The organism is Ruegeria sp. K3 (genome assembly GCF_056531845.1).
In genome coordinates this window covers 167742-180962 of record NZ_JBQFMM010000008.1, presented here as the reverse complement: position 1 = coordinate 180962, position 13221 = coordinate 167742, and the positions used below count along the sequence as shown (strand labels likewise).

Below are 13221 nucleotides of genomic sequence, written 5' to 3'. Positions count from 1 at the left end.
TACCGAACTAAACTGTAAGGACATGCCGACAGGGAGCCATCTGATGAAACACCTTTTATTCAAACTCCTCACACCCATGTTCGCAATCGCGGGCACAGCTGCTTTTGCAATATCAGAAGCCGACGACGCGTGTATCGACCATTTGCGGCAGGTTGGTGGACCAGACGGTCAATCCGGACTGATTGAAAGCTCTCAGTTCTCGGAAGCTGGTACGCTCGTCATGCTACGAGACGCAGGCGGAACACTTTGGCGCTGCATCGCGTACAAGGATGGTAGCATCGGCGAGATGTCGGTTGTCGAAGCGATGGATGATGGCGGTGGAGCCATGGCAGGCGCCGCCGGGTCTACTGGTAGCCAACGTGTCAAATTCGATGCTGGTTCCACCGGGGCCGAACTCGTTGGTGAACTCGCGCCCGGAGCGTCACAGCAATATGTTCTCGGGGCAAAAAACGAACAGTTTCTTTACGTCCGCGTTGCTCCGCGAAATGGCTCCTTGGACTACGTTATTCGTAACCCCGATGGTTCTGAACTGTTGGGATTAATGTCGGCGGACAAGGAGTATCGAGGGCAGCTTTGGCAATCTGGTGATCATGTTGTGGAGGTTATCAATCGCAGCAACTCTTCCGTCGGCTACAACGTAATTTTCGGAATTGAATAGGTGATCAACCAGAAACCCGGAAATGTATTCCCAAAGAAGCTAGGAAAAACAGATGAAACCCAAGTTCTTATTTGTGATCGGCACGGCGTGTACTGCTGCGCTTGCAGCATGCGACGAGAGTGGCGGATCGGTGGATGCAAGTGCACCAACTGTAGGCAGCGCTAGCGATCTTTCGTCATTTGAAGGGGCAAGAGCGGGCCAAGCTGAAATGGGCATCCAAAGTCTCGGATTTGAGCTCATCCGAAGCGAAGGTCTGACCTCGTACTGGTTTAACAAGGATACTGGTGCATGTGCTCAGATCACAACGTCTGAGGGAAGGTACTCAGATGTAGCTATGCTGCCATCAGGTGATTGCTAACACATTTTCATCAATCTCCAATCTGAAAGAAGGAGCTCGCACTTGCACTTTGACCTGGCACATGCGGCGGTCATCATTGCCGCTCTAGTTATGACAAATCTGGCTTTGATATCGGCTGGCGTGATCAATGAAGAAAACAAACACCAATGGAACTGGAAAGTTGTTCTAGCCTACTTCGTGGTCGTCGTTATCATCAACCTGGTGTGGCCCATTTAAAGTTTCATAACGTTAAGTTAACCGCCCACTTGAAATGGTTATCGTGAACCAGCCCTTTCGAGAGTTTATCAGGTCGGAAGAGTGTAACCATCAAGTGCTCAAGAATAGGAAGGAGCTGGCATGCGGTTTTTGATGTCCCTCATATTCATTGGTGTTCTCGCAACCGCTGCCAATTCTGACGTGACCAGTCGAAACGGCGGCCCAAGCAACAGTCAATTGCTCTCAAAGGGTGGTGACGGAGGCATCGATGGCGTCGCTTTTTTTCGCCCCGTCTTAAGCGGAGTATTGTATCGCTCTGGTTTCAAAGGCGGCGACAAGGAGCGAACTGGCCTAAGTGAAGGTCAACGCGAAACTCTGTGCAGTGAAGGGTTTTCAACAGGGTTTTATGCCGACTTTGGTAAAAACACTGAATACGGTCGCACCAGCTGCGGAAACGGATCCTTTGACTATCAGAGCGCCAGATCCTCCCGACCCGATGCTGTCATGGCGTCCATACACGAGGTGATTAAAAACCCCGGAAAGGGCCCTGTTCTGGTGCACTGCATGTGGGGCGTTCATTCCTCGGGTGCATTGTCGGCGATGGCGCTCGTTCAGTTTTGTGGTTGGACGGAAGAAAGGGCCAAGGAATATTGGAATGATGCCCGAAACGGGGCCCCTTGTTCAGGCGGGTGCGACAAGTGGATTGACACAAAGTTCTCCAACTTCAGTGTCGACCCAAAGTTGAAAATCTCCACCGAACAACAGGCCGCGATTTGCCCTAAATGATACCGGGAGGACTATCCAAATGAAATTCAATCTTCTGGGGTCACTTGCTCTCATTGCACCCACTGCCTTGTGGGCGAATGACGATGTTCTGGGTGAAGCCACGACATTTGATAGTTCCAACGGCATTACTGAACGCTGTATTCGGATCGAAAAAGTTCCGACTGGCGAGTACAAGGACAGCGATCTTGAGGAAGAAACTGCCTATTGCGAGATCGATTTCTATGCCTCCGAAATTGCTATTTGTCCAAAAACCTGGAGCACCAGCCCAGGAATGGCCGTCTACGATATTTCGGAAGGACCCTACACGGGGAACCGTTCTGAATTCGAGAGAAACGCTTGCAAGGAGGGGAAGGCGGCAAAAGATCTGGCTAAGGACAGGGTGGCTAAATTCAAGTCCACCATGAACCAGAAAGGCACCAGTGGAACCTTTTCCACGTCTTCACTGCTTTACTATCATTTCTCCAGATATTTCGACGCGACTGTAAAAGTTCCAGTCGCCGTTTGGCGAAGCATGGACGCCCAGACGCATTTTTCCGAGGTCGCCGAGCCTGGCCTTGCGATTTCTGGTGGCTCTCATGGCGGGCGCATGAACCACGAAGGCTGGCGGGTCTTCGCAGCTGCGGATGCTGACCCGAACTCATACCAGCCAACCGACGATCTGTTCACCGCAGATCGAACGCAAATATACGGTGTGCTGCTTGATAGCCCTGGGCATCGATACGGCTCGGAAATCAACGGCACCCGTAAATCTGGTTGGGGGAAAGGTCAGAACCGCGATTTTCAGGAAACTCCTGCTTTCTTGGCTTTGCGTTCTTCAAAACCCTTGCCAGAGGCCATTGTAGAGGGCGTCAGAGAAGGTCGAAGAGACCGGATGATCAACAAGGATCTCGGTCCCGATGTCAGCGACCAACAGATGGCATTTTGGATGCAAGAAATTACCGAGATTGTTCTCCTCGATTTCATCTTTAGCCAGCAGGACCGCGTAGGAAACATAGACTTCACACCCTATTGGTATTGGGTCGAAGACGGAAAGCTGAAGCATAAGAAAGCGAAGCACCATCAGCCAAAGGATGGAGATGTTCCTGCCAACGCGCTTTTGATCCGTCGAAGCAATCTAAACGACAACGATGCTGGGGGGCGGGTCGAGTATGCCAACTTCGCGAAATCTACTCAAATGCTGGAGAAAATGCGCCACTTTTCTCCAAGCACGTACCGGCGCTTGGTTACATTAAATAGTGACCTGCAAACGCAAGGCCCGGTTTATGACTGGCTATCGCAAAGCTTTGGGTTGTCAGGCAGTCAGATTGCACAAGTTGTTAAAAACACTGCGCTGGCAACGTCCATCCTCCAGAACAGTTGTTCTAGTGGTGATTTGATGTTCGACTTGGATCCTGTCGCATTCTTTTTGAGAAACGACACCGACGTGGAGGCCGTGAACTGTAGTGACCCGTAAGCTTTCTACGCTCTTTTCGGCAATCATTTGGACCGCTCTTGTCGCCTGCAAAGCGGCGGCATTGGATGTTATCGTCATATCGGATCTGAACGGAAGCTATGGTTCGGTAAGATACGATGCCCGCGTCGACAAGGCGATTGAGCGCATAATCGAGATTGATCCAGATCTGGTTATTTCGACCGGAGATATGGTTGCGGGACAGCGCATTCCCAACTTGTCCGATAAACAGGTCAGGGAGATGTGGAAGGCGTTTCACGAGGCGGTATCAGATCCTTTAGAGGCTGCCGGCATTCCATTTGCGGTCACGCCAGGAAACCATGATGCCTCTGCGTACCGTGGGTTCGAGCGTGAAAGAAAAACATACGCAGAGGAATGGACATCGAGAAAACCAGACGTCGATTTCCTGGTTTCAGATGACTACCCGTTCTTCTACGCATTTGAGATGCAGGGCATTACGTTTGCGTCACTGGATGCAACGACCCTAGGACCCCTATCCGGTGACCAGCAGGACCGCCTACAGGAACTGGGTGCAGACGGAGATCCGATTGTCACTTTCAGTCACCTCCCACTTTGGCCGTTCGCGATCCAGCGCGAACGCGAAATCATCGGTGACCCAACACTTGAAAAAATCTATTTGGAAAGCGGTGTCGTTCTGCATCTGTCAGGCCACCACCATGCCTTCTATCCCGGTTGGAAAGACGGGGTAGCTTACGTCTCTCAAGCTTGTTTGGGGGGGGGCCCGCGACGGCTTATTGGCTCAAAAGCCAGATCACCTCACAGCTTCACTCATGTAACGTTTCAGCCAAACGGAGAATTTGGGATTGCGGTATATCGAGGACCTGATTTCGAAAGGTCGGTAAATTTCAAGTCGCTCCCGAAAGAGATCAGATCTCCGAATGCAGTGTTGAAACGCTTAGACCTTGTCAAATGACTAGAGGTTGAGTTTCAGTTCGACCTTTTCTGGGACCAGATCGTTTATCATCTCTTCGATCCGAGCTTCTGAAAGTCCTCCTGAGGTGATGAAAAGCAATGAAACGCGAGATTTTCCGGGGACGTGGTGTTTTCTGACCAGCTTCCAGCCAGCGTCTGCGGCCATCGCTTCAATGTCTCCGCTGACTTTCAATGAGTGTTCTTCATCTGAAGCTTTGAGCGAAACTTCCACACCCTTGTTTCGCCCTCCGAGCCAAATGAAGCTCCAACACACAATCGCCACCAGTGTGGCCATCAGCGGTAAGCCCAAACCGACGGCAAGACCAAGAACCGTTACGATTATCATTTCGACTGTATCGACCGGATCATCCAGATTGGAGCGGAACCTGAGCAACGCACCGATGCCAAAAATAACGAAACCAATCATTGACCCGTGCTGGACCACCAGGAATCCCACAGCCATTCCAATTAGCGCGTATAGGAAGAACAGTCTGGGCATAACCAGATCGCTGACACTTCGGCGCGCTTTACGTCGTACGGGATGATAGACAATCAATGCGGTCAAAATGATCGTTACAATGACGTCTAGCGTGAAGAAGTAGAGTTCCTGCTTACCACGGAACTGAGTCCAGCCTCGTTCAATCACTATCTCTGACTCGGACGTTCCCGCAAGCAAGGAAGCAGGATCAATCTGAGAATAGCTAACGCTAGGCAAAAGCACCGCCAAAAGGACCGATACTATCGAAAATAGCTTACTCAAAAGTCTTTCCCTCCCGCTGTACCGTCGAAATGTCGCTCCAAAGTGAATAACTTGAAGCAATCACTCCACACCTCTCGACCAAGTCGCACGCCCATAATCTAATTCAACCCTATGAATTTACATTCGGTAAAGCCTTGCGGGGTCAAACATCATACTTCCGCGAAATACTGTGTTAGGTTGGACAACATCGATTTTTGATCGAGTATGAACTAAGTCCAAACGAACGCAGAATTATCTCGAATGAACCAACCAAATGATCGGCACAAACGAAGAGTAGCGAAGGTAATTTGCGCGAGCCTTGCTGTTGTCGCCACCACTTTGGCGTTAACGAGCCCAGTGAGCGCGCAGACTGATATGTTGGAACTTATTGAGTCTTACAAAGTTGCAGATAAATCAGCGGGCTTTTCTGAGCCATCTGGGTTATCGCTTTCCAGCGTTGATGGGTTCTTGTGGGCAGTAAGCGATGAAGCATCGAAGCTGCACCTTCTAGGAGTAGATGGAGAACTAAAGAGTTCGTTCAAACTTCCAGAATATCTGGGCACAGATTTGGAAGGTGTCGCTGGAAGAAAGGATGGGTCTGTATTGCTGTTACAAGAAACTGACCGATCTATCGTAACGGTCCAACCAACAGATCCAATCAAAGTCAATTCTACTTCAATTTCTTCACTCAGGGGCTACGGCAAAGTTGCTGAAATGCTTGCTGAGAACCCTTTGAACAAGGGGCCAGAAGGGATCACTGTAGATCAAGACTCTGGGCAAGTATTCGTAGTCATTGAGGGTCAACCAAGACTGCTGCTCATCATTTCGCCAGAGATTGATGAGATTGTCGAAGCAGTTCCATTAACGGCTCAGGCTGGTTTTGTTTCATCTCGCGCCGACGATGACGAACTAGACATCAGCGGGATTGCCTGGTCCGGCAAGACCAAGTCATTATGGATACTCAGCGATGAAGGGCGCCGAATATTCGTTTTTGATCCTGAGGTTCAATCAGTCAAATCTATCGACTTAATTTACTCCAAAAGGGATGAAGTAAAGGAAGTGAAGAACCCGGAGGGGATAGCATTGGATGAAAGTGATGGCGTTCTATACATCTTGACCGATGATGGAAAAAAGTCACGCCTCTACGCATTTGCCTTACCGCAAGTTTGATCGCAGTAAGAAATTCGCACTTGCTTGTCGCATTTAATTGCAGAAAAACGAAATGGCCACCCCTTCCTGCATCTCGGGAGTTGCAAAGTCTTGTAACGAATGTCCGCTTAGGGCTGCGACCAACTAATTGAACTGATCGCAGAGAATGGCAAATCTGGACCCAAAGCGACCATTTCGTTATCTAATTCCAAAGTGGATGTTCATGTCTTTGGCCTCACTTCACGGGCATATCGGTGAACCGGCGAACTGCGAGGACCGAAGCAGCATAATCCCCCAATGAAATTCCTCTGAAAGCAAAAGCCGCCGGTTTATTGCGTGCTCGGACGTCGACTTTGCCAGCGACCAATTCCGTCAAGTCGCCAGCAATTTGCTCGTATGGCAACATCGGCTTGTCGCTTTCCAGTTCCTGCAAACGGTCGTCGACAATTACCGTTTTGAAAGCAGTCATGTGCGCCGACACCCACGGGATGCAGGCATCAGTTATGGTGGCGAAGGCAGCCGGCTTCAGCCATCGGGCATCCAAGAAGGGTTCAATAGAGTAGTCCAACGTTATCGATGTCACTATCAGTTCGGCATCACTCAAAGCGTCCTTGGCATTGGCGCATGTTTCAGCTTCGAGACCCATGCCCCGAGCATAACGACAAAGCTTGTCGGTATTCTCCGTGCCACGCCCGAACACGCGGATTCGTTTCAGGGGAAACAGTTCTGAAAACGCGACTAGATGGGAGTGAGCCTGCACACCCGCGCCCACAAAAGCCACCGTCTCGGCATGAGGGTCAGCAAGCCGACGCGCTGCCACCACTGACAGCGCCGCAGTTCTGACTGCCGTAATCCAATTCGCTCCCAAGACCGCGCGAAGTAACCCAGTTTGCGCATCCATAACCATGATGGCACCGTTTATCGCGGGAAGACCCCTCTCCGGATTTTCCGGACACACTGTAACCTGCTTGGTCACGATGAATCCATCATCTCCCATTGCCAAAGTAGACATTGCGTAGCGCCCGTCGCCGGGCAAGATGACTGTCTTGGGAGAAGTGTGAAGCTTTCCGTCTGCCTTGGCTATTAGGGCAGCCTCGATGGCATCGGCAACTTCAGAAGGTTGGATGCCCAAACCCCCGAGGTCGTCGTCAGACAGGTAAATTAGGGCGTTCTCAGAAGTCACGGCGTCTCTCACTTAAGCAATTTGGCTTTCTGACTGAATACATTATCTTCGGCAGTTTTTCCTATCGGCTTACCCTCACAGAAGTATTTGGGCTGTAACTTTCAATCGCCCGATCCAAGGCGCAGAAAAGAAATGCGACTTCATTTTTCTGAAAATGTGAACCTAGCCGAACGCTTGATTTGTCCGCAATTCGGAGTTTGCAATATCTTTTTGAAGGTCGGCTTAGAGCTGCACCTGTCACAGATACGCGTCGTGGATATCAGAGCGAAAATCCGTGTCGCAAAGCGACGTGACCTATTCTGTGGCCCATGGTAGTGGCCCAATGAAAGGGTCCTCCATGACACCGGCACATAAACTACAAAACCCGACAGCTGGTATTGCGTTCGTACTGATCGGAATATTGGCGATTTCTATCAATGATATGCTGATCAAATTCCTGTCTGGTGGTTATCCCTTGCACCAGATGGTGTTTACAAGATCGTTGATCGGGATTGGGTTCAGCTTTGCCCTGGTCCAGATGGAGGGCGGTTGGCGCATCCTGAAAACCGATCAGCCGGGACTTCACCTTGTGCGCGGCCTGCTGATTGTCATTGCCAATCTGACGTTTTTTACGGCCCTAGCAGTAATGCCTCTGGCGGAGGCCACCGCTGTTTTCTTCGTTGCTCCCTTGATGATCACCTTGCTGAGTATCCCATTGCTTGGCGAAAAAGTTGGGCCGATGCGGATTGGTGCTGTGCTTGTGGGACTTTTGGGCGTGGTGATCATGACCCGCCCATGGGAGGCCGGCGGCGAGCGTGAAGTTGGTCTGTTTATGTATGCCTTACCGGTTCTTGCTGCTTTCACCTATGCCCTCAACAACGTGATGACCCGTTTTCTTGGCGCAAAGTCCAAAGCCTCAGCAATGGCCGTGTACATTCAGGCGTGCTTTATCGTTGTCAGTCTGTTGTTCTGGTCAGTAGCAGGGGATGGGCGTTTTGCGAGCGAGTTTGAAAACGAAAGCTTGATCTTCTTACTGCGTGCCTGGGTTTGGCCCGAAGGGACTGACCGCTGGTTGTTTATTGGCCTCGGATTCAATTCTGCAATTGTCGGGTATTGCCTTGGCCAGGCTTACCGCATGGCAGACGCAGCTACAGTGGCACCGTTTGAATATGTCGGTCTTCCCATGGCCATATTCTGGGGATGGGTCATCTGGGGCGAGCTCCCAAACCTGCCTGTCGCAGTCGGTATTTCACTGATCCTGGGTTCAGGATTGTTTGTCTTTTTGCGTGAGCGTCAAAAAAAGAGGCACGTTGTTACTGAAAAGAGAGTGCACCGTCGGTATTAGGTGCCAAATCAATTCTGGCCAAAAGCCGCTCAAAAATACCCTGGGATATTGAATATCAATCGCAGTTGAGCGCTGATGAATTTTGTAGTTAATGAGATGAGAATTTTGATGCGATACACAGTCATTCTTGCTGCGCTATTTCTTACCGCTTGCGGCAATGAACCCGCAGAGCCAATAACCCGACTTTTTCCCGGTGAGACCCCTGAGCTGCGCGTGATGATCAACGAAACTGCGGACGCAAACGGTGTACCGCGGAGCCTTGTACACCGTGTGATCCAGCGAGAAAGCGACTATCGTCCCAATGCTCGAAATGGCCCCTACTACGGGCTGATGCAAATTCTGCCTGCTACTGCGCGCCAGATGGGATTTCGCGGACAGCCTTCCGACCTCTTGGACGCTCAGACCAATCTGACGTACGCCGTGAAATACCTGCGTGGCGCTTGGATGGTTTCGGATGGATATGAACCCGAAGCGGTCATGTGGTATGCCCGTGGGTATTATTACGAGGCGCGAAACAGATGCATGCTTGTGGCCACCGGGCTTAGGGATACTGAGGTGCGAAAGTACTGCGGATGAAGCCCTTCCCATGAGAGCGACATAGAGCTTCAAATTAACCGTATACAGACTTCTCCAAACAGAGTGGGCTCGCATTACGGAGCCATGTTTTTTTGTGCGTCTTGCAGAGTTACCTCATCTGTGAGCAGTTGCTGCAACAGCAAAACGCGGAAGAATGCAGGCAGCTTTACCGCGCATCTCAGAAATTTGCAAAACCCAGTTTTAGATGTCTGCTTCGGGCTGATTAATCCCGTTTGCATTTAATATGCATCCGACCGGCACTCTGGATTTGTGGAGACTTGTTGCACCAATCGCCAGATGCGTTCCGGGGTAATCGGAATATCAAGGTTAGCGACTCCGCGTGTGCATAGAGCGTCAGCTACGGCGTTGGCGACAGCGGAAATTGAGCCGACGGTTCCAGCTTCACCGCAGCCTTTAACACCCATTTCATTCGCCGTGGAAGGAACTGGTTCGTTGAAATAGTCGAAATGTGGAAAGTCCAGCGCTCTTGGCAGTACGTAATCCATGAAACTCGCTGACAGCAATTGACCGTTGTCATCGAAAACAGTGCGTTCCAGTAATGCCTGGCCAATACCCTGCGCGCAGCCTCCATGCACCTGGCCTTCAACCAGCATGGGGTTTATCAGGTTACCGAAATCGCTGACCACCGTGTATTTCTCAAGGGTGACCACACCGGTTTCAGGGTCCAGTTCAACCTCGGCAACATGCGCGCCATTTGGAAAGGCCCAGGTGTCGATTTTGCCGACTCCTTCAATATCCAAAAGGTCGGCCCTTCCGGCTGCGCGTATCATATCAGCGGCTTGCAGCATCGAGGGGGTCAGGTTTGAGCCCGGAGCGCGAAAGGTCTCGCCGTCAAACTCAACCAGATCAGGGTCAACCTGCATGGTTTTGGCGACAAAGGGGCGGAGAACCTCGACAGCATTCGAGACAGTTACCAATGTAGCGTTGCCGGTAGTCGTCAGTGAGCTTGACCCGCCTGTGCCGACGCCAATCCCCGTCTTGTCGCTGTCCCCCTGAATTACGGTAATCTGTTCTTCGGGAATTCCGGTTTGTTCAGAAAGAAACGCGGCAAACACACTTTCGTGCCCCTGTCCCGAGGACTGCGATGGGACGGTTAGAATGGCTGATCCATCGACGGGAAATTCCAAACGCGCACTGACCTTGGAATTGCCTATCGCGTTCATAACGTAATAGCTCAACCCGATCCCGCGCAATCTGCCGCGGGCTTCACTATCGGCTCGCCGCTCAGCAAACCCTGATCTGTCAGCCACATGCTCAGCCCGGTCCAGAACGCGGTCGTAATTTGCCGGATCATATTGCTCACCCGTCGCGTTGATGAAAGGAAACTGCTCGGGCTTGATAAAATTGCGTCGTCGCAATTCCCACGGATCGACACCAAGTTCGCGGGCCGCGTAGTCCATCATTCGTTCCAGAACATAACTGGCCTCGGCCCGCCCGGCACCGCGATAGGCGTCGGTCTGTGCTGTATTGGTGAAAATGCCTTTCACGTTCAAATAACAATTCTGCACCTGGTACGCGCCGGACAGAACCATCGCAAAATAGTCGGTTTGGATAAGTTGCCCAAGGTCGCTGTTGTAAGCGCCCAGATTACAGCGTGTTTCGACACGATATCCGATAAGACGATAGTCGCTATCAAATGCCAATTCGGCATCGTGATCCAGGTCACGGGCAGCCGCGTCAGTCAGCATTGCCTCAGTTCGGTCGGACGTCCAGCGAACTGGCTGTTTCAAAACCCGCGCTGCATGCGTGACCAAAATGGGTTCAGGATATGACATGGCTTTCATACCGAACCCGCCCCCGACATCAGGCGTCGTCACTCGGATATCTTCGGCTGCCACACCAAGAATTCGGTTGATTTCGTCTTTGGTGCTCTGGACACCCTGACTGTTCAAGGCAAGATGAATTCTACCGCCCACCGTTTCAGCGAAACACCCGCGCGCCTCGATTGAGTTCACGATGATCCTGTTGTTGTAAACGGTCTTGGAAACTGTGTACGCGGCCTTTGAAAACGCTGCCTGACAAGCTGCCTCATCGCCCGTGGACCAGTTGAATGCGCAATTGTCCGGTGCTTCGCTGTGTAACGGCTCTCCACCTGCTGAAACGCGCATGTGCGAAGGCAAATCTTCGTACTCGAATTCGATCAGCTCGCAGACGTCCAAAGCCATTTGCGGCGTCGATGCCACGATCATTGCAATTGGCTCGCCGACAAAGCGCACCTTTTCTTCGGCAAGAAGTGGACGCCTGGGCGCGACGCCAATACTGCCGTCCGGACATTCCACAACTTCGAAGGGCAATCCTTCTACAATGCCAGCCGCGTGTAAGTCGTCAGCGCCTAACACCAAATGCACGCCTTCCATCTTGCGCGCGTTGAAAACGCTCAATTTGGTCATTTTTGCGTGCGCTACGGGCGATCTATAGAAATGGGCATACAGCGCGTATTTTGGCGCAATATTATCGACAAAAGTCCCTTCTCCGCGCAGCAATCTGACATCTTCGCGTCGTGACCATGGATTGCGGGCTCCGAAATTCTGCATTGAAATCTCCAGCCAAAAGCGAGAATTCTACGATGAAATCAATCTCTTCAGCATGCACTTATGGCCGGCCCGAACAAGTTCTTCTTAGAGTCCGCTTTTACCGACTAATCTCGTGCCAGATTAACCGAAGGCACGTTCGTTATTTTGTCCTGAGTTGACCGTCATACATCCCGCGCTTTTTTGCGTCTGGCAGTGTTGGACCAGCTTTTAACTCACCAACTGCGACCCAGCGCGATGAAAGCTGCGGATCATTCTCCGTCCTGATCCTTGGCAAATCGTCGTGAATATCAACCCAGGGTATCTGACTCTCGACACCGAAATGTAGCTCAGGGGGGAAATCAGCTGGGTTATCGAACGTCCCAACCCTGATCGAATAGTATCCAAGCTCTTTTACGTCTGTATAAATGCTTGAGCCGCAGGTTTTACAGAATGCCCGCTCAGAAAGCTGCGAGGACGCATAAAGCCCCGGTGGATCGCCTTCAAACGTTACATTTTGCTTCTCGAAAATCGCCCAGGCGTTCAACGGTGCTCCTAGAGCGAGTTGACAGTGCCGACAGTGGCAAAACCCAACTGTGACCGGTTGTGACCAAACCTTATATTTTATTTTGCCGCAAAGGCATCCGCCCGCAGCCACCGGCTTGCGTGTAGTCGCTGAAAGGAATGGCCAGCCAGATGGTTTTTCGGTTTCGCCGGTTGCTTTGGCACTAGTAGAGAATACTCGCACCGGTTCAGCTATATTTTTCAGCTTACGGTGTCCAAGATCATGAAAGGTCTGTTCGACCTTACCTTTGATCTGTCCATGTACTGCTGCGGAAATGCAAATTGCACCTGGCTCAGATATCTCCTGCAATCGGGCTGCCTGAATAACCCCGTCGCCAAAGATATCGTCACCGATGATCGTAATGTCTCCGATATTGATGCCCATTCTGAATTCTATTCGGTGGGCTGTTTCTTCATCGGTTTCCCACTCTTTCAGGGCGTTCTGGATTTCCAGCATGCACCTAACGGCATCCAGAGCGGACGAAAATTCCAATAGAACGCCGTCGCCCATGAATTTCACGACACGTCCATATCGAGAGTCTACGCGCGGCGAGAAGACATTGTCGAAACATTCAGAGAGGCGGGAGATTGTTCCGGCTTCATCCAATTCCATCAGATGCGAGTAACCCGCCACGTCTGCTGAAACGATGGCAGCGAGTTTTCGAAGCTTGAGTTGTGGCATAGCAACATAATACTCGAACAACTCCGTCAGAAATAGCTGAAATCCAGCGGGGGAAAGCGATCATACCGCCCTCACGATTCCGACCAGTATGTG

At 51.2% G+C, this 13221-nt stretch carries 12 protein-coding genes; 8 read left to right on the top strand and 4 right to left on the bottom strand.

Translation table 11 applies throughout. The features are described from left to right. The first annotated feature begins 43 nt into the window (after window positions 1-43). The 5 genes from ACR0MP_RS15390 to ACR0MP_RS15370 all read left to right on the top strand — a co-directional run bounded on the left by ACR0MP_RS15390 (window position 44) and on the right by ACR0MP_RS15370 (window position 4381). Complete coding sequence (locus tag ACR0MP_RS15390; RefSeq protein WP_480887150.1) at window positions 44-658, top strand: hypothetical protein; 615 nt, start codon at window positions 44-46, stop codon at window positions 656-658. Window positions 659-710: 52 nt separating this feature from the next. After that, the gene (locus tag ACR0MP_RS15385) at window positions 711-1016 is read left to right on the top strand and encodes a hypothetical protein (RefSeq protein WP_480887149.1); all 306 of its coding nucleotides are present in this window, start codon (window positions 711-713) and stop codon (window positions 1014-1016) included. Window positions 1017-1058: 42 nt separating this feature from the next. Beyond that, window positions 1059-1232, top strand: coding sequence for a hypothetical protein (locus ACR0MP_RS15380; RefSeq protein WP_171129925.1), 174 nt, complete (start codon window positions 1059-1061; stop codon window positions 1230-1232). 784 nt (window positions 1233-2016) lie between these two features. Next, window positions 2017-3450, top strand: a complete 1434-nt coding sequence (locus ACR0MP_RS15375) for a hypothetical protein (RefSeq protein ID WP_480887147.1) — start codon at window positions 2017-2019, stop codon at window positions 3448-3450. After that, window positions 3440-4381, top strand: coding sequence for a metallophosphoesterase family protein (locus tag ACR0MP_RS15370; protein ID WP_480887145.1), 942 nt, complete (start codon window positions 3440-3442; stop codon window positions 4379-4381). The genes ACR0MP_RS15375 and ACR0MP_RS15370 overlap by 11 nt, the downstream gene beginning before the upstream one ends. Here the strand turns inward: ACR0MP_RS15370 and ACR0MP_RS15365 are convergent, their stop codons facing one another. Then, entirely contained in the window at window positions 4382-5107 is a 726-nt protein-coding gene (locus tag ACR0MP_RS15365) for a DUF4956 domain-containing protein (RefSeq protein WP_480887144.1), read from the bottom strand. Between the two features lie 387 nt (window positions 5108-5494). On the opposite strand from ACR0MP_RS15365, the gene ACR0MP_RS15360 reads away from it, so the two are divergent. Further along, complete coding sequence (locus tag ACR0MP_RS15360) at window positions 5495-6289, top strand: SdiA-regulated domain-containing protein (RefSeq protein WP_480887142.1); 795 nt, start codon at window positions 5495-5497, stop codon at window positions 6287-6289. A gap of 214 nt (window positions 6290-6503) precedes the next feature. Here the strand turns inward: ACR0MP_RS15360 and ACR0MP_RS15355 are convergent, their stop codons facing one another. After that, window positions 6504-7451 (bottom strand): ornithine cyclodeaminase family protein, encoded by a 948-nt coding sequence (locus tag ACR0MP_RS15355; RefSeq protein ID WP_480887141.1) that lies wholly within the window; start codon window positions 7449-7451, stop codon window positions 6504-6506. 337 nt (window positions 7452-7788) lie between these two features. Between ACR0MP_RS15355 and ACR0MP_RS15350 the strand changes: the two genes are divergently transcribed. Both ACR0MP_RS15350 and ACR0MP_RS15345 read left to right on the top strand, forming a co-directional pair. Then, window positions 7789-8775, top strand: a complete 987-nt coding sequence (locus ACR0MP_RS15350) for a DMT family transporter (protein WP_480887200.1) — start codon at window positions 7789-7791, stop codon at window positions 8773-8775. A 108-nt stretch (window positions 8776-8883) separates the two neighbouring features. Then, on the top strand, window positions 8884-9351 hold the full coding sequence (locus ACR0MP_RS15345) for a transglycosylase SLT domain-containing protein (protein WP_480887139.1): 468 nt from the start codon (window positions 8884-8886) through the stop codon (window positions 9349-9351). 239 nt (window positions 9352-9590) lie between these two features. Here the strand turns inward: ACR0MP_RS15345 and ACR0MP_RS15340 are convergent, their stop codons facing one another. Beyond that, window positions 9591-11906, bottom strand: coding sequence for a xanthine dehydrogenase family protein molybdopterin-binding subunit (locus ACR0MP_RS15340; protein ID WP_480887137.1), 2316 nt, complete (start codon window positions 11904-11906; stop codon window positions 9591-9593). A gap of 139 nt (window positions 11907-12045) precedes the next feature. After that, window positions 12046-13128 (bottom strand): GFA family protein, encoded by a 1083-nt coding sequence (locus ACR0MP_RS15335; RefSeq protein WP_480893812.1) that lies wholly within the window; start codon window positions 13126-13128, stop codon window positions 12046-12048. Between the last annotated feature and the right edge of the window lie 93 nt (window positions 13129-13221).